The 16,807-nt window shown below is 69.7% G+C and carries 18 protein-coding genes; 6 read left to right on the forward strand and 12 right to left on the reverse strand.

The features are described 5' to 3' along the window. The first annotated feature begins 5 nt into the window (after window positions 1–5). From F6B42_RS01640 to F6B42_RS01650, 3 genes are read left to right on the forward strand one after another with little or no spacing between them, the layout of a single operon-like run. A complete protein-coding gene (locus F6B42_RS01640) occupies window positions 6–344 on the forward strand; it encodes a HepT-like ribonuclease domain-containing protein (protein ID WP_191089237.1) in 339 nt (112 codons plus the stop codon). Further along, entirely contained in the window at window positions 341–1,231 is an 891-nt protein-coding gene (locus F6B42_RS01645; RefSeq protein ID WP_150417858.1) for a UbiA family prenyltransferase, read from the forward strand. The genes F6B42_RS01640 and F6B42_RS01645 overlap by 4 nt, the downstream gene beginning before the upstream one ends. Beyond that, window positions 1,228–2,628, forward strand: a complete 1,401-nt coding sequence (locus F6B42_RS01650; protein ID WP_150417859.1) for a phytoene desaturase family protein — start codon at window positions 1,228–1,230, stop codon at window positions 2,626–2,628. The genes F6B42_RS01645 and F6B42_RS01650 overlap by 4 nt, the downstream gene beginning before the upstream one ends. 118 nt (window positions 2,629–2,746) lie before the next feature. Here F6B42_RS01650 and F6B42_RS01655 read toward each other — a convergent pair whose 3' ends face one another. The 3 genes from F6B42_RS01655 to dnaB all read right to left on the reverse strand — a co-directional run bounded on the left by F6B42_RS01655 (window position 2,747) and on the right by dnaB (window position 6,459). Beyond that, window positions 2,747–4,081, reverse strand: coding sequence for an APC family permease (locus F6B42_RS01655; RefSeq protein WP_150417860.1), 1,335 nt, complete (start codon window positions 4,079–4,081; stop codon window positions 2,747–2,749). Between the two features lie 70 nt (window positions 4,082–4,151). Then, window positions 4,152–5,054, reverse strand: coding sequence for an ATP-grasp fold amidoligase family protein (locus F6B42_RS01660; protein WP_223878287.1), 903 nt, complete (start codon window positions 5,052–5,054; stop codon window positions 4,152–4,154). 34 nt (window positions 5,055–5,088) lie between these two features. Continuing rightward, on the reverse strand, window positions 5,089–6,459 hold the full coding sequence (gene dnaB / locus F6B42_RS01665) for a replicative DNA helicase (RefSeq protein ID WP_150418622.1): 1,371 nt from the start codon (window positions 6,457–6,459) through the stop codon (window positions 5,089–5,091). Window positions 6,460–6,916: 457 nt separating this feature from the next. On the opposite strand from dnaB, the gene F6B42_RS01670 reads away from it, so the two are divergent. Both F6B42_RS01670 and F6B42_RS01675 read left to right on the forward strand, forming a co-directional pair. Then, window positions 6,917–7,996, forward strand: a complete 1,080-nt coding sequence (locus F6B42_RS01670) for a hypothetical protein (RefSeq protein WP_150417861.1) — start codon at window positions 6,917–6,919, stop codon at window positions 7,994–7,996. A gap of 84 nt (window positions 7,997–8,080) precedes the next feature. Further along, window positions 8,081–9,652: a chaplin family protein gene (locus F6B42_RS01675; protein WP_150417862.1), complete on the forward strand. Its 1,572-nt coding sequence runs from the start codon at window positions 8,081–8,083 to the stop codon at window positions 9,650–9,652. Window positions 9,653–9,967: 315 nt separating this feature from the next. Here F6B42_RS01675 and rplI read toward each other — a convergent pair whose 3' ends face one another. The 4 genes from rplI to rpsF are packed head-to-tail and all read right to left on the reverse strand — an operon-like array spanning window position 9,968 to window position 11,638. Continuing rightward, window positions 9,968–10,420: a 50S ribosomal protein L9 gene (rplI, locus tag F6B42_RS01680; protein WP_150417863.1), complete on the reverse strand. Its 453-nt coding sequence runs from the start codon at window positions 10,418–10,420 to the stop codon at window positions 9,968–9,970. 11 nt (window positions 10,421–10,431) lie between these two features. After that, entirely contained in the window at window positions 10,432–10,686 is a 255-nt protein-coding gene (rpsR, locus tag F6B42_RS01685) for a 30S ribosomal protein S18 (protein ID WP_023953545.1), read from the reverse strand. A 59-nt stretch (window positions 10,687–10,745) separates the two neighbouring features. Beyond that, a complete protein-coding gene (locus F6B42_RS01690; RefSeq protein WP_150417864.1) occupies window positions 10,746–11,276 on the reverse strand; it encodes a single-stranded DNA-binding protein in 531 nt (176 codons plus the stop codon). A gap of 5 nt (window positions 11,277–11,281) precedes the next feature. Next, window positions 11,282–11,638: a 30S ribosomal protein S6 gene (gene rpsF / locus F6B42_RS01695; protein ID WP_150418623.1), complete on the reverse strand. Its 357-nt coding sequence runs from the start codon at window positions 11,636–11,638 to the stop codon at window positions 11,282–11,284. Between the two features lie 175 nt (window positions 11,639–11,813). Between rpsF and F6B42_RS01700 the strand changes: the two genes are divergently transcribed. Next, window positions 11,814–12,998, forward strand: coding sequence for a hypothetical protein (locus tag F6B42_RS01700; protein ID WP_150417865.1), 1,185 nt, complete (start codon window positions 11,814–11,816; stop codon window positions 12,996–12,998). A gap of 13 nt (window positions 12,999–13,011) precedes the next feature. On the opposite strand, the gene F6B42_RS01705 is transcribed toward F6B42_RS01700, so the two are convergent. The 5 genes from F6B42_RS01705 to F6B42_RS01725 form a co-directional block, all read right to left on the reverse strand. Then, window positions 13,012–13,644: a TMEM175 family protein gene (locus F6B42_RS01705; protein ID WP_150417866.1), complete on the reverse strand. Its 633-nt coding sequence runs from the start codon at window positions 13,642–13,644 to the stop codon at window positions 13,012–13,014. 27 nt (window positions 13,645–13,671) lie between these two features. Continuing rightward, window positions 13,672–14,067, reverse strand: a complete 396-nt coding sequence (locus F6B42_RS01710) for a DUF779 domain-containing protein (RefSeq protein ID WP_150417867.1) — start codon at window positions 14,065–14,067, stop codon at window positions 13,672–13,674. Next, entirely contained in the window at window positions 14,067–15,614 is a 1,548-nt protein-coding gene (gene exaC / locus F6B42_RS01715; protein WP_150417868.1) for an acetaldehyde dehydrogenase ExaC, read from the reverse strand. Before exaC ends, F6B42_RS01710 begins: the two co-directional genes overlap by 1 nt. A gap of 100 nt (window positions 15,615–15,714) precedes the next feature. Next, on the reverse strand, window positions 15,715–16,245 hold the full coding sequence (locus tag F6B42_RS01720; RefSeq protein ID WP_150417869.1) for a DUF2231 domain-containing protein: 531 nt from the start codon (window positions 16,243–16,245) through the stop codon (window positions 15,715–15,717). A 52-nt stretch (window positions 16,246–16,297) separates the two neighbouring features. Beyond that, entirely contained in the window at window positions 16,298–16,804 is a 507-nt protein-coding gene (locus F6B42_RS01725) for a DUF2231 domain-containing protein (RefSeq protein WP_150417870.1), read from the reverse strand. Window positions 16,805–16,807: the final 3 nt, after the last annotated feature.

Raw genomic sequence — 16,807 nt, forward strand, 5'->3', positions numbered from 1 at the left:
ACGAGATGAGCAAGGCGCGCGACGCGGCCGCACGTGTCGTCTCGGTGTGCGATGTCATCACCGGCATCGTGGCGAGCGGCGAGGCTGCCTTCCTCGACGACATCCGGGCGCAGTGGGCGGCGGAGATGGGACTCATCCGCATCGGTGAGGCGGTCTCGAAGATCCCCCTCGCCGTGCGTGAGCGCTTCGACGATCAGCCATGGCGCCAGATCATCGGGATGCGCAACTTCGCGGCGCACCAGTACGACGATCTCGACCCGCGTCGCGTGTGGCGAACGCTCGTGACGGACGTGCCGCGGCTGCGCGAGTATCTGACCGCCACCGTCCTGGCGGATCGCGAATGACGACAGCCGATCCGAGGAGCACCGCCATCACCCGCCAGACATCGACCGCGGCGCGCCTCGTCCACATCTCGCGCCCCGTCCTGTGGATCAACACGATCGGCACCGGCGCCCTCGGCATGTGGCTGACGGGCCAGCTGATCGACGTCGCGGCGATCCCGCTCCTGGTCTGGCTGACGCTGCCGTTCAACCTCCTGATCTACGGCGTCAACGACATCTTCGACCAGGAGACCGACGCGCTGAACGCGCGCAAGGGCGGGGTCGAGGGCGCCCGCATCGAGCAGCGCGAGGTGAAGCTCATCGCGTGGGCAGTGGCGATCACCAACATCCCGTTCCTGATCTACTTCGTCCTCGCCCTGCCGATCGCCGCCGTCGGACTGATCGTGCTGTACTCCGCGGTGTTCGTCTTCTACTCCGCGCCGCCGCTGCGGTTCAAGGCGCGGCCCTTCCTCGACTCGCTGAGCAACGCCGCATACGGGCTGCCGCTTCTGATCATGCCGGTCGCGCTCGGTGCGCCGCCGGTATGGCCGGCGGTGATCGGCCTCCTCGCATGGAGCGTTGCCAAGCACGCTTATGACGCCGTGCAGGACATCGAGGAGGACCGCGAGGCGGGCATCACCACGACCGCCGTCCTCCTCGGCGCCCGCGGCACCGCCCTGTGGAGCGGGGCGTGGTGGCTTGCTTCGAGCGTGCTCTTCGCTCTCGTGAGCATCCCGGTCGCGGCGGTCAATATCGCGATCGCGGGCACTCTCGTCGTCTGGATGCTGCTCCGCCCGACGCCCGCGACAGGCCGACGCCTCTACCCGGTCTCGGTCGCGTTCCCGTACGTCGCCGGGTCGGTCGCGAGCGGACTGCTGCTGGCGGCCATGTTCCTCGGGGTCTACCCGTGAGCCGCATCGTCGTCGTCGGAGCGGGTCTCGGCGGGCTCGCGGCATCCGCTCTGCTCGCCCGCGCCGGCCACCGGGTGACACTGCTCGAGGCGGCCGATCGGGTCGGCGGCAAGAGCCGGCGCATCGAGCTGGGCGGCGAGCGCATCGACACCGGCCCGTCGCTGGTCACCTTCCCGGCCGTGTGGGATGAGCTGCTCGGGCGACTGGGCGTGGAGTCGGATGCCGGGGGGCTCGACCTCGTCCGCCTCGACGAGGTGGGCCGCTACTACTACGGCGGCGAAGAGGTGTCGCTACCCGTGCCGCACGACCACCCCTGGTACCCGGCGTGGCGGCGGTTCAGCGACGCGCACGCGCCGCTCGCGGGCGACGTCGCCGCACTGCTCACCGCCGACCCCCTCGATCGGGCGTCGCTGCCCGCGCTCCGCCGGCTGCTCTCGGTCTACGGCTCGCGGCTGAGCACGCGCGCCTATCTCGACAGCCTCACCTGGATGCCCGAGGGCCTCCGCGAGATCATCGCCATCCACACGCTCAATGCCGGCGTCTCACCGTCACGCACCCCCGCGCTCTACGCGAGCATGCCGGCGGTCATGGCTGCGGACGGCGTGTGGGTTCCGCGCGGCGGCGTCTACGAGATCGTGCTCGCGCTCCACCGGCTGGCGGATGCCGCGGGGGTCGACATCCGCACCGGCGAAGCCGTCACCGGGATCGAGCGCGGCCGGGTCACGACGGTCGACGGCTTCCACGAGGCGGATGTCGTGGTGAGCGGTTTGGATGCCGCGCGGCTCGACGGGCTGCTGGGTCGCGAAAGTCGGTCGCGTGCGCCGCGAACGCTGTCGTGCTCGGCCGTCGCGGTCTACGGCGTGCTCGCGGAGCCGTTGCCCGAGCGGATCGCGGCGCACAGCGTCATCCTGCCCACGAAGCCCGCCGCGCTGCACCGCAGTCTCGCCGCCGGCGACGAGCCCGCCGACACGATGGCCTTCGTCAACCACTACCGCGCGGGCGAGATCTACCCGAACGACCGCAGCACGCTCGCCGTGCTGCTCACGAGCCCCGCCGACGGTCAGGCCTCCTCCCTCGAGCACCCCTTCGTGGTCCGCGAGATCGAGCGCATCTCCCGCGTGATGGGGCTGGACGCACTGCTGACCGACGGCATGGTCGAGACCGCCGTGCTCGACCCGCGGTACTTCGGAACCTTCGGCGAACCGCACGGAGCCCTCTACGGCGCCGCCCGTCCGCTGTGGATGAGCGGACCGCTGCACCGACCTGCGCAGCACGACCCCCGACGCCCGTGGCTCTGGCGCGTCGGCGCCTCGGTTCACCCGGGCGGCGGCATCCCCGCGGTGCTCGGCGGAGCGATGATCGTCACCGCGAAGCTGCTGAAGCGGCATCCGGCCTGAACCTCGGAACTTCGGTTCCCCGAGCGCTCACGTCGGAGGACATCTGCCGACCGGAGGGCGCCGCGCAGTCTTCCATTCCTCCGACACACCGATCCCCTCAGCCGCGCTGCCGCCCGGATCATCGCGATGCCGTCTGCGCCCGCTCCCCGCGCCGACGTGCCCAACGGGCCAAGAAGTACAGCCCGACGCCGACCACGAGGAGGACGGCGCCGAAGACCCACACTCGGGCGCTCTGCTGGCTCAGCAGCAGCAGGCACGACGCGATGCCGAGCACCGGAACGAACGTCCTCACGCGGAAGTGATCGTGCTCGACGCGGTCGCGGCGCAACACGAGCACCGAGATGTTCGCGCTGAGGAACACGAACAGCAGCAGCAGGACCACCGTTTCGGCCAGCAGCGCCAGGTCGCCGACCAGCGTCAGCAGCATCGCGACGAGCGTCGTGGCGAGGATCGCCACCCACGGCGTCTGACGTCCGGGCAGCACCCGCGACAGAGCGCGCGGCAGCAGCCCCTGCTCCGCCATGCCGTAGGTGAGACGGCTCGCCATGATCATCGTCAGCAGCGCACCGTTGGCGACGGCGATGAGTGCGATCAGGCTGAACAGCCACGAGGGGATCGCGACCCCGCTCGCCTCCACCACCGCGAGCAGGGGTCCGCTCGAGTCGGCGAGCTCCTCCGGTGCGAGCGCGATGCTGCTCGCCAGGCCGACGAGCACGTAGACCAGCCCCGCGGCGCCGAGGGCGGCGAAGAGCGCCCGCGGGTACATCTTCGACGGCTCCTTGACCTCCTCGATCATGTTCGCCGAGGTCTCGAACCCCACGAAGGAGTAGTACGCGATGATCGCACCCGCGAGGATCGCGGTCGCCACGCCCGTCCCCTCCGGCACCTGCGTGACGCGCGACACATCTCCGCCACCGCCGGCGAGGAGGACCCCGACCACGACCACGACGATGACGAGGCCCGAGACCTCGATCGCCGTCATCACGAAGTTCGCGCCCATCGATTCGCGGATGCCGCGGGCGTTCAACGCCGCGAGCACCGCCAGGAAGAGGATCGCCACCGGAACGACGGGGACGTCGACGAAGGTCTGGAGATAATCGCCGGCGAACGCGATCGACAGCCCGGCCGCGCTGGTCACGCCGGCAGCCAGCATGCAGAAGCCGACGAGGAACGACACGAGCTTGTTCTTGAAGGCCCGTTCGGCGAAGACGGCGGCGCCGCCGGCCCTCGGATACTTGGTGACGAGTTCGGCGTACGACCCGGCGGTGAGCAGTGCGAGCACGAGCGCCGCCAGCAGCGGCGCCCACAGCATCCCGCCGACGCGCTCGGACAGCACGCCCATCAACGCGTAGACCCCGGCGCCCAGAACGTCGCCGAGGATGAAGGCGAACAGCAGGGGTCCGCCGATGCCCCGCCGCAGGCGGGACGGCGCGTCAGTGTCTGTTGAGCTCATTCCGCGCACGCTAGGGGGAGCCGTCGCGGATGCCGTAGCGGGTTGACATCGGACGGACGGACATCAGCCGTCAGCGATAGCGGCGGGGCACGGTCCAGGGGCGACCGAACTCCGCGTTGAACGATTCCGGGTCGAACGGACTGTCACCGCCGGCGGGGAAGCTCGTGAGCTCGCCGAACACGACGCGACCGTCGACGTCGTAGAGGTCGACGCGGACGAAGTCCGTGTCTTCACCGAGCCGTTCGGCGACGCGGATCATCTCGTCGAGGTGCGCCGGACGCTCGCGTTCGGGGTCGGCCCACGGCGGGCCGCCGCTCATCGGGATACGGCTCCAGTCGGGGCGATGGAAGTCCTGCGTGCGGCGTCCGAAGCGGCCGCTGTCGACCTGGACGAACCAGCACCGCCCGTGGAAGACGAAGAACTTGTAGTCGTCGGGGATGCCGCCGTCCGCCCCGACGAGCAGCTCTTCGACGATGACGCGTCGGGGGACCTGCCCGTAGACCCATTCGCGGTTGGGGCCCTGCCCGTACAGCTTCGCGACCCATCCGGCGGCGATCGCGGCGAGGTCGTGCGGGGTGACGACGTCGGGTCGGACGTGCCGGTAGACCCAGCCCCAACGCGCTTCGGGAAGCCGGGCATCCGCCGGAGCCGCGGGTGACACGACGATCGCCGCGCCGCTGCCGTGCGTCGGCTTCACGACATACGAATCCGGCCACTCGATATCGAGGAGGTCACGGGGATCGTCGACGATCGCGTACGCCCGAGGCAGGTAGTCGCGGCCGACGACGGCAGTGACGTACTCGCGCACGGCGGCCTTGTCGGCGAAGGTGACGATGAGGCTGCGGCGATCGCGCAGCATCTTGTAGCGCACCTTCTCGCGGAACGTCGTCGGCGTGCGGGTGCGCCAGAGGCGCAGCATCCGAACCAGGCGGCTCCGCTCGCGCCAGCGGACGCCGCCGTGCGCGACGCTCACGCGCGCGGCGCCATCGAGGTCAGCACGCGAGCACTCAGTCCATTCCCACGGCCATGTCGGTGAAGCGCGAGAAGTGCCCCTGGAAGGCGACGGTCACCGTGTCGGTCGGGCCGTTACGGTGCTTGGCGACGATGAGGTCGGCCTCGCCCGCGCGGGGGCTGTCCTTCTCGTAGGCGGCCTCGCGGTGCAGCAGGATCACGATGTCGGCGTCCTGCTCGATCGAGCCGGACTCGCGCAGGTCGCTGATGGCGGGCTTCTTGTCGGCACGCTGCTCAGCGCCACGATTCAGCTGCGAGAGAGCGATGACCGGCACCTGCAGCTCCTTCGCCAGCAGCTTGAGCGCACGCGAGAACTCCGAGACCTCCTGCTGACGCGACTCGACGCGCTTACCGCTCGTCATGAGCTGCAGGTAGTCGATCACGACCATCTTCAGTCCGACGCGCTGCTTGAGCCGCCGGCATTTCGCCCGGATCTCGACGAGCGTCATGTTCGGGCTGTCGTCGATGTAGAGCGGCGCATCGTTGATGCGGCCGCGCGTCGCCGCGACGGTGGTCCAGTCGCGCGAGTCGAGCGTGCCCTTGCGCATCGACTGCAGCGGCACGGCGCCCTCGGCGCTCATCAGACGCATCGCGATCTCGCTGCGCCCCATCTCGAGCGAGAAGAAGATCGTCGGCGAGTCGTTCTTGATGGCGGCCGCGCGGGCGAAGTCGAGAGCGAGCGTCGACTTACCCATGGCGGGTCGTGCGGCCACGACGATCATCTGGCCCGGATGCAGGCCATTGGTCAGCTGATCGAGGCCGGAGAAGCCCGTCGGGATGCCGGTCATCTGACCGTCGCGCCCGCGTGCGGCCTCGATGTCGTCGATGGCGGCCGTGACGGCGACCTCGAGCGGCACGTAGTCCTCGGCCTTCTCGGCGCCGGTGACGGAGTAGATCTCGGCCTGTGCGCTGTTGACGAGGTCCAGCGCTTCGCCCTGACCGTTGTAGCCCATCTGCACGATGCGCGTCCCGGCCTCGACGAGGCGGCGCAGCAAGGCCCGCTCGTTGACGATCGTCGCGTAATAGCCGGCGTTGGCCGCCGTCGGAACGATCGAGGTGAGGGTGTGGAGGTAGTCGGCGCCGCCTGCGCGTTGCAGCTCGCCGTTCTTGATGAGCTCGTCGGTGACCGCGACGACGTCGGTGGGTTCGCCGTGCGAATACAGGGAGAGGAGGGCCTCGTAGATGAGCTCGTGCTTGGGGACGTAGAAGTCCGTGCCGCGCAGCGTCTCGATGACGTCGGCGACGGCATCCTTCGACAGGAGCATGCCGCCGAGGGTGCTCTGCTCGGCGAGCATGTCGTGCGGCGGGGTGCGGTCGGGTTCACGCCGGCCACCGAGCCGGTCGTCCGAGATATCCGCGATCGACATCCGCACCCCCGCATCCTGACCCGTCGCCCGAGCCGCAGTACACGGTATGGACGGGGTCCGACACCTGCAAACCGGCCTGTGGATAACTCTGTGGAGAGGATGCGGGAAACGCCGCCGTGCGTGTGGAGAAGACCTGTGGAAAACGCCCGGAACGATGGTGGAATCGACGAATTTTTTACCCACTGATCGGGCACTTCCGATTCCACAGACTGTGGATGAGAATCGAGCTTGAAGTAGGCGTTGAAGGTTTGTGGATATCGCATCGAGTTGTGCAGAACTCCTCGTTTGTCAAGTCGAGTCGAGGCGACGCGGAACCATCCCGAATCGCACCGGATGTGTACCGACGAGGTCTAGACAGCTCGCTGTGAAGACGCTATGTTCCCGTGCAAAGCAACACCCGGTGAGCGGGTTCACGCCCGCACCGACGACAACGTTTTCGGGGAGGTGAACGTCCGTCGTGTCCCACCGCACTCGTGTTTCGCGCCTGCTGCCCGCCATCGGCATCGGGGCCGGCGTCGCGCTCGCCTGGACGGCGCTCTCGCTCGTGATGGCACCGGCGGCTCACGCATCCGACGACGACCACCGCGACGGGCTCGTGGGGAACCTGCTCTCGTCGGTCACGCAACCGGTCGGATCGGTCGTCGAAGAAATCGTCGCCCCGGTCGCGAACCACGTCGTGGCGCCGATCGCCGAGGTGGTCGCCCCGGTCGCGACCCCGGTCGTCGCGCCGGTCACGCAGCACGTCGTAGCCCCGGTCTCGACAGCTGTCGTAGCGCCGGTTGCCGACGTCGTCGCGCCGATCACGACACCGGTCATCGACAGCGTCGCCCCCGCGCTCGAGGCGGTGAGCGCGCCGGTCTCACCCGTCGTGGAGGCGGTGGCCCCGGCTCTCGCTCCCGTGACGTCCGCCCTCGACCCGGCGCTCGACGCACTGACCCCCGTGACAGACCCCGTGGTCGGGCTCGTCGACGAGCTCGTCACCCCGCTCGCCCCCGTTCTCGCGCCCGTCGGCGACGCCGTCGCGCCCGTTCTCGACCCGATCACCGACACGGTCGCCCCCGGTGCCCCCGGAACACCGATCCCGTCCGCACCGGCGGTCGACGGCATCGTGCCGCAGCCCCTTCCGGGCTCGCCCGCGGGAGATGTTCCGCCGCTGCCGGCGCTCGGTTCCGTGGCATCGGCGGCCGCGGACCCGACCCTGACCCACCGAGCGGCCCTCGCGCGCGCCGCCCTCGACCTCCGTGCGATCGTGCAAGCGAGCGCACCACCCCTGTCCGTCGACGCCGCGACCGGTATCGCACAAGCCTCCACAGCGTCGCTGGGCGGCCTGGCCGGCCTCGCCGCCGCGCCCCTGATGCTCGGTTCGAGCGGCAGCGCCACGGCATCCGCCACCGCTGTCGGCGGCATCGCGCCGCTTGCCGGCCTGGCGTTCGCAGCCGGGCTCTTCGCCCTCCTGCGCGTCGGCACGGGCCGCCGCGCTTCCGACGAGCGCACTCCCCTCGCGCCCGTCTACCCCACCGACGTCTCTCCCGACTGACGGCGGATCGACCGCGTTCTCGCGGCACGATCCATCGGCGCGTCTGCGCGCCACCACACCGTCATCTCAAGGAGAGAAAAGGAAATGAACACCATCGTCTCGCGCGCCCTCTGGGGCACGCTCCTCGCCGGGGGGATCACGATCCTCGGCGCGACCGCGGCGAACGCGGCCGATACATCAGGTGAGGACGGGCTGCTGTCGGGTACCCAGGGCCTCGTCTCGGTGAACGCACCGATCACGGTCCAGGGCACGGCGGTGTCGCTCCTCGGCGACGCCTCGAGCTCCTCCGAGAGCCACAGCGCACCGGCCGCATCGACGTCGCCCGCCGCATCCACGAGCGGCGTCGACGGCATCGGTTCGGGCACCCAGGCTCTGATCGACGTCGACCTGCCGATCAACGTCGACGGGCTGGCAGTGTCGCTCATCGGCGACAGCTCCAGCTCGACGGATGCCGCAGCTCCTGCGCCCGCAGCAGCTCCGGCTCCCGCCCCGGCCGCACCCGCCGCGAACGCAGCCACGGACGGCGCGGACGGCGTCGCATCGGGCACGCAGGTCGTCGCACCGATCAGCATCCCGATCGACCTCAGCGGCACCGCCGTCTCGGTCATCGGCGACGCGAACAGCGACGACACCACCGCAACCGCACCGGCCACCGGCACCTCGGCTCCCGCCACCGGCGCCGGCACCGACGGAACCGACGGCATCGCATCCGGCACCCAGATCGTCGCCCCCATCACGGCACCGATCAACCTGGGCGGCACCGCCGTCTCCGTGATCGGCGATGCGAACAGCGACACCACCAGCGGCTCGACGACCCCCGGCACCTCGGCCCCGGCCACCGGCGCCAGCACCGACGGAACCGACGGCATCGCATCCGGCACCCAGATCGCCGCACCGATCAGCATCCCGATCGACCTCAGCGGCACCGCCGTCTCGGTCATCGGCGACGCGAACAGCGACACCACCAGCGGCTCGACCACTCCCGGCACCTCGGCCCCGGCCACCGGCGCCACCACCGACGGAACCGACGGCATCGCATCCGGCACCCAGATCGTCGCCCCCATCACGGCACCGGTCAACCTGGGCGGCACCGCCGTCTCCGTGATCGGCGACGCCACCACCGACACCACCACCGGCACGACCGCCCCGGGCTCCGCAGTCCCCGGGGGCGTGAGCACCGGCGGCTCGAATGGCATCGGCTCGGGCACGCAGATCCTTCTGCCCATCTCGATCCCGATCTCGCTCGACGGGACGGCGATCTCGGTCATCGGCGACGCGACGACCGAGGTGAACACCCCGGCCGGTCCGGGAACCGGCCCCGGCACGACCGACCCCGGCACGACCGACCCCGGCACGACCGACCCCGGCACGACCGACCCCGGCACGACCGACCCCGGCACGACCGACCCCGGCACGACCGACCCCGGCACGACCGACCCCGGCACGACCACTCCCGGCGCGGGGGATGGCTCGTCGGTGATCGGCTCGCCGGCAGCAGCGACTTCGGTTCGCACGCTGATGGCGGCTCCCGCCGCGGGACATACCGCCCTCGCGGAGACCGGCGGGCAGACCCTTCTGCCCCTCGGCGTCGCCGCCGCCCTGCTGTCCATCGCCGGGCTCGTCCTGGTGGCGGCACGGCGCCGGGCACGAGTCTGAGCGCGAGAGCGGCACGGGCCTGACACACTGACCGACGCGGCGGCTGCGCAGAACGGATCCCCTGCAGCCGCCGCGTCGGCGCGCCCGACGTGGCATCGCCCCCGCGACCGTGCCCGTTCCCCGTTGCAAGGCATCGCGACCGACACGCCGGCGTCGGAGCTCTCGCGCCCGGGTGTCATCCACAAAGCCTTGCAACGCGGTCCGGGCCGTTCCGGGCCGGTCCGGCCCGGAACGGCCCGGAAACGACGGATGCCACGGACCGGCACTCGTGACGAGTGCGGGTCCGCGGCATCCTTTCCGCGGTATCCCGAGGGATTACTTGGCGGCGACCACCTGCAGGGTGATCACAGCGGTGAGGTCGTCGCGCAGGCGAACGGTCGCCTCGTGCTCGCCCACGGCCTTGATCGGCGAGGTGACGTGGATCTTGCGCTTGTCGAGGTCACCCAGACCGGCGGCCTTGACCGCATCGGCGACATCGACGGGCTTGACGGCGCCGAACAGGCGACCCTCGGCACCGGCCTTGACCGCCAGCTTGACCTTGTTGGCCTCGAGGTTGTTCTTGAGGGCCACGGCCTCTTCGTGGTCGTGGATCGCGCGGGACTCGCGGGCGGCGCGAATCGACGCCACCTGCTTCTCGCCACCGCGGGTCCAGGCCACAGCGAAGCCCTGGGGGATGAGGTAGTTGCGGGCGTACCCGTTCTTGACCTCGATGACGTCACCGGCGCTTCCGAGCCCGGCGACCTCGTTCGTGAGAATCAGCTTTGCCATGATCGTGCCCCTCAGCGGCCAGCGCCGGCGTAAGGCAGGAGCGCCATTTCGCGCGCGTTCTTGATCGCCTTGGCGATCAGACGCTGCTCCTGCACCGAGACACCGGTGATACGACGGGCGCGGATCTTCCCGCGCTCCGAGATGAACTTGCGGAGCGTCGAAACGTCCTTGTAGTCGATGACGCCGACGCGGATCGCCTTCGCGGGGGCCGCGTTCTTCGCGCCCTTCCGCGGCTTGCGGCGATCGCCGGTTGCCTTTCCAGCCATTGTGTTTCCTTACGAGTGTGATGATCGGATGCCGCGACGAGCGGCTTCCGGAATCCGATTCAGAACGGGGTGTCGTCGCCGTAGGAGGCGCCGCTGTTACCCGGTGCGCTCCACGCGTCGGGGGCCGAGGAGCCGGGGGTCGCCCAGGGCTCTTCCTGCACCTGCTGCTGCGGGCGCGACTGCTGACCGCCGCCGAAGCTGCCGCCACCGCCGCCGCCGGAGCCGGACGCCGCGCGCGTGACCTGTGCGGTCGCGTAACGCAGCGAGGGGCCGATCTCGTCGACCTCCAGCTCGATCGCGGTGCGGTTCTGGCCCTCGCGGTCCTGGTAGGAGCGCTGGCGCAGGCGGCCGGTCGCGACGACCCGCATGCCCTTGGTCAGCGAACCCGCGACGTGCTCGGCGAAGTCGCGCCATACGGACGCGCGGAGGAACAGCGCTTCGCCGTCCTTCCACTCGTTCGCCTGGCGGTCGAAGGTGCGAGGAGTCGAGGCGATCGTGAAGTTCGCCACCGGCAGGCCGTTCTGCGTGTAACGCAGCTCGGGGTCTGCCGTGAGGTTGCCCACGACGGTGATGACGGTCTCGCCGGCCATGAGCCTTAGGCCTTCGCAGCCTTCGCGGGCGCAGCAGCCTTGCGGGCGGCCTTCGCCTCGGAGCGCGCCTTCTCGGCGGCGACCTGTGCGATGGCCTCCTCGGCGCGCAGGACCTTGGTGCGCATGATCGACTCGCTCAGCTTCAGCTGGCGGTCGAGCTCCTGCGTGGTCTCGCTCGTCGCGGAGAAGTTGACGACGGCGTAGATGCCCTCGTTCTTCTTCTGGATCTCGTACGCCAGGCGGCGACGGCCCCAGATGTCGATGTTCTCGATGGTGCCGCCGTCATTCGTGATGACCTTGAGGAACTTGTCAAGGTTGGGAGCAACCTGACGCTCATCGATCTCGGGCTGGAGAATCACCATGAGCTCGTACTGGTACGTGTGCGTCACTGACCCACCTCCTTCGGACTAGAACGGCTCCCGGGCATTTCCCGGAAGCAGGAGGGTGTGTAGCACGTGCCCGACCGAGGTCGGACAACCACAACAGCCTACCTGATCGCACCCGGCCGTGCCGACCGGTCCCCGGTAGCGTGGGCGCATGAGCGTCCCGTTCGACCCGCGCCCCCTGCTCGAGCCGGTGTCGCCCGCCACCGCGCGCGCCTTCCGCAAGCATCTGGCCGAGACCGGGCGCCTACCCGGCGGGACCGGTGCCGGGCTCGTGATCGGCATCATCGTCGCGGTATTCGCCCTCGTCGTCTTCGGGGGTGTGGCCGCGGCGATCGTCGGCGCATTCGTCGTCGCCCTCGGCACGCAGTCGGGAGGCGGCGCAGCGGTCGCGGGGGCGACGATGGTCCCGCTGATCGTCGTCGTCGCGCTGGGTGCGCTCATCCCGCTCCTCGTCCGCCGCAGCCGAGCGGCGCAGGCAGCGCTCTGGTACCGCCTCGACCGCTTCGCGCGGGCGAACGGGATGAGCTTCGAACCGCAGCGGCCCGACCCGCCGCTGCCGGGGATGATCTTCTCCCAGGGGTCGGGGCGGATGGCGTCCAATCTCGTCCGCGGCGACCAGCCGCGCTTCGTCGAGTTCGCGAACTACCGCTACACGACCGGGTCGGGCAAACACCAGCAGACCCACACGTGGGGCTACATCGCAGTCCATCTCTCGACACCGCTGCCGCACATCGTGCTCGACGCGCTCGGCAACAACGGTCTCTTCGGGTCGAACCTGCCCGTCGCCTTCGACCGCGACCAGCATCTGAGCCTCGAAGGGGACTTCGACCGCTACTTCCGCCTCTCCTGCCCTCGCGGGTACGAGACCGATGCGCTCTACCTCTTCACGCCCGACATCATGGCGCGATTCGTCGACAACGCGGCGGCCCTCGACGTCGAGATCGTCGACGACTGGCTCTTCTTCTACGGCAAGCGCGACTTCTCGACGCTCGATCCGGCGACATGGTCGTGGCTGTTCGGGGCCGTTGCGGCGATGATCGACAAGCTCGCGCAGTGGGAGCGCTGGCGCGACGACCGCCTCGCCGGGACCGCCGCGGCGTCCGTTCCGCCGGTCGCGCCGGACACTGCGGCCGTCCCGTCCGCCGGGCCTGCCGCGCTGCCGGTCGTCCCGCCGCCGGGCCTGCTCCGCCCGCCGCCCGGAGTCGCGACACCCGGCCGGCGGCTGCGGACCGGGGTTCCGTGGGTCGCGGTGGTCATCATCCTCGTGGTGGTGACGGCGGGCGTGATCGGCCCCGTGATCGCCTTCCTCGGCGGCATCCTCGCCTCGACCCGCTGACGGTCGGTGAGCCTCAGCGCAGGATGCGGACGACGACGCTCTGGACCGGTCCCGTCAGGAACATGACGAACAGTCCCGCGTAGCCGACGGCGGGCCAGAGCAGTCCGACGGCGAGCGCCACCCCGAACAGCACGATCATCGAGACGTCGATCGACATGCCGGCGCGCAGGTCCGCCCGCGACGCGTCGTGCAGGTCGGGATGCCGCGCGAGATGGATGCGGGTGATGAGCAGCACCGCACTGGTCGCGACCAGCGTGCCGATGTAGAGGATCTTCTGCAGCGGATCGTCATCGACCTGGCCGGTGAGCGCGGTGACCACCGGCATCCAGACGATCGTGAGCATCCAGCCGATCGTGATCCAGGTGAGAGCGGCTGTCATGCGCTGGACCGCGACGAAGAGGCGGTGGTGCAGCATCCAGAACATCGCGATCAGCACGAAGCTGATGACGAAGCTCTGCAGCTGCTCGCGCTGGTCGACGAGCCACTCCCACGTGGTGTGATCGTGTCCAGCGGATTCGGTCACGCCCTCCATGAGCGGCAGGATCAGCAGCGTCATCGCGATGGCGACGACCGCGTCGACGAAGGCCTTCGTGCGCTCGGCGCTGAGCCCCCGGAACCCGGGGTCGCGCACGACATCCTCGCTCATGCCCTGGATGCTAGCGCGGCCCCGAGCTCACGTCGCCGGCGCGAGACCGAACGCGGCGAGCTCGGCGTCGTCGAGCATGCGCGACCGGATGATGAACCGCATCCCCGTCGGCCCCTCGACGCTGAACCCGGCCCCGCGCCCCGGGACGGCATCGATCGTGATGTGGGTGTACTTCCAATACTCGAACTGCGCAAGCGAGATGAAGACCTCGATGGCGTCGTCGAGGCCCACGGCGAGCTCGCCGAGCTTCACGTCGGCGGGTCCGGTCAAGAACATCCCGACCGGATAGCACATGGGCGCCGAGCCGTCGCAGCATCCGCCCGACTGATGGAACATCAGCGGCCCGTGCCGGATGGTGAGGTCGCGCAGCAGGGCCGCGGCGGCATCGGTCACCGCGACCCTGCTGTACGGAGCGGTGGTCATCAGAAGAAGCCCATCGCGCCTTCGGCGTAGGACACGAGCAGGTTCTTCGTCTGCTGGTAGTGATCGAGCATCTTGAGGTGGTTCTCGCGCCCGATGCCCGACTGCTTGTACCCGCCGAAGGCCGCATGCGCGGGGTACTGGTGATAGGTGTTCGTCCAGACCCGTCCCGCCTCGATCGCGCGGCCGGCGCGGTAGGCGGTGTCGCCCGAGCGGCTCCAGACTCCCGCACCGAGTCCGTAGAGCGTGTCGTTGGCGATCCCGATCGCGTCGTCGAAATCGGCGAAGCTCGTCACGGAGACGACGGGGCCGAAGATCTCCTCCTGGAAGATGCGCATGTCGTTCGTGCCCTCGAAGACGGTCGGCGCGACGTAGTAGCCGCCGCTGAGCTCGCCGCCCAGGTCGACGCGTTCGCCGCCGGTGAGCAGCTTGGCACCGCCGGCCTTCCCGATGTCGATGTACGACAGGATCTTCTCGAGCTGGTCGTTCGACGCCTGCGCTCCGATCATCGTCGCGGGGTCGAGCGGGTTGCCCTGCACGATCCTGCCGACGCGCTCGAGGCCGTCGCCGAGGAAGGCGTCGTAGATGGAGCGCTGGATGAGGGCTCGCGAGGGGCACGTGCAGACCTCGCCCTGGTTGAGGGCGAAGAAGCTGAAGCCCTCGAGAGCCTTGTCGTAGTAGTCGTCGCGCTCGCGGGCGACGTCGTCGAAGAACACGTTGGCGCTCTTGCCGCCGAGCTCGAGGGTCACCGGGATGAGGTTCTGCGAGGCGTACTGCATGATGAGGCGGCCGGTCGTCGTCTCGCCCGTGAAGGCGACCTTCCGGATGCGGCGGTGCTGCGCGAGCGGGGCCCCCGCCTCGATGCCGAAGCCGTTGACGATGTTGACCACTCCGGCCGGCAGCAGGTCGCCGATCAGGTCGAAGAGGAACAGGATCGACGCCGGCGTCTGCTCGGCGGGCTTGAGGACGACGCAGTTGCCGGCGGCGAGCGCGGGCGCGAGCTTCCACGTGGCCATGAGGATCGGGAAGTTCCACGGGATGATCTGCCCGACGACGCCGAGCGGTTCGTGGAAGTGGTACGCGACGGTGTCTTCGTCGATCTGGCTCAGCGACCCCTCCTGCGCGCGGAGCACGCCGGCGAAGTAGCGGAAGTGGTCGACGGCGAGCGGGATGTCGGCGGCGAGGGTCTCGCGCACCGGCTTGCCGTTCTCCCAGGTCTCGGCGACGGCGATCTTCTCGAGGTTCTGCTCGATGCGGTCGGCGATCCGGTTGAGGATGACGGCGCGTTCGGCGGGAGTCGTCTTCTTCCACGACGCGAATGCCTGCCAGGCGACGTCGACGGCGCGGTCGATGTCCTCGACGGTGCCCCGGCCGACCTCGCAGAAGGGCTTGCCGGTCACCGGCGTGATGTTCTCGAAGTACTGCCCCTTGACCGGTTCGACGAACTCGCCACCGATGTAGTGGCCGTAGCGGCTGCGGTACTCGGCGACCGAGCCGTGCTCACCGGGTGCGGCGTAGACGCTCGAGACGCCGTCTTCGACGATGGTCATGTCATCTCCCTTGACTCCATGCGGTGCCGCTGCGGTGCGCGGCCGTTGCCCGGCACGTTACGCCGGCGAACGTTGCATCGAGTTGCGGGATGCCGGCGGCTCAGTCTCCGCGTCGAGCGCGGGCGCGTTCGTCGAGTCGGAACCCCTCGGCCTGCTTGGCCTCGTCCGCGACGCGGACGCCGTAGCGGTAGGCGAGCTTGCCGCCGAGCCACCCGGAGGCGCTCAGGACCAGCAGGCTCACGACGCTGAACACGAAGCCCGCCACCGGGATCTCATCCGTGGTCGTCCGCAGGAAGAACTGGAACAGGTAGGCACCGCACACTGTGAAGTTCAGGCCCATGTGGATGGTGGCCGTGCTCGATGCGCGGGTGCGGTCGGGGATGCGCAGATAGTCGAGGATGCCGAGCACGATCGCGGCGATGCTGCCGACGAGTCCGATCGCGATGAGGACCCGCGACCCGATCGCGTACGGCGCGGGGTCCTCGGCGACGAAGCCGATGATGTCGAAGATGAGGCTACCGAGCCAGGCGCCGATCGGGGCCGTGACGGCGATCGCGTGGAACGGGTGTCCGTACGGCCCGGCGAGGGGGGTGAGGGGCCGTTTGTCGGGGCGGATGTCCTGATCGGTCATGGTGGCTCCTTCGATGCGGATCTGACGACGGATGCGGCGGGTCGAGGCGCGGTCAGGGGAGCCGCTCGAGGCCCTCGCGCTGGGTCGCCTCGGTGGCCACCCGCACCCCGAACGTATGGGCGAGCTTGCCGCCGAGCCAGCCCGACGCCGAGAGGATCACGAGCCCGGCGCCCCCCGCGACGACCGCGAGGGTCGGCAGCTCATCGGTGTTCCACCGGAGTGCGAGACTTCCGGCGAACAGGGCCATGGCCACGAGGTTCAGGATCATGTGGGCGATGCCGGTCGACCGCGCGGGTGTGCCCTTCGGGATGCTGCTCCAGTCGATGACGCCGAGGACCGAGGCGACGGCCGCGCCGATGAGCCCGATGAGGATGAGCAGGCGCGCTCCGACCGCGTAGATCTCGACGTCGCCCGAGACGAGTCCGATGACGTCGAACGCGACGGCCGACACCCAGGCTCCGATGGGGACGATGACGGCCATGGCGTGGAACGGATGCCCGTAAGGCCCGGCGATGAACGATCGGGGGTACTTGGCGCGGGTCACCGGTGCGGCGTTCATGGG

The organism is Microbacterium radiodurans (assembly GCF_008710705.1).
Taxonomy (GTDB): domain Bacteria; phylum Actinomycetota; class Actinomycetes; order Actinomycetales; family Microbacteriaceae; genus Microbacterium; species Microbacterium radiodurans.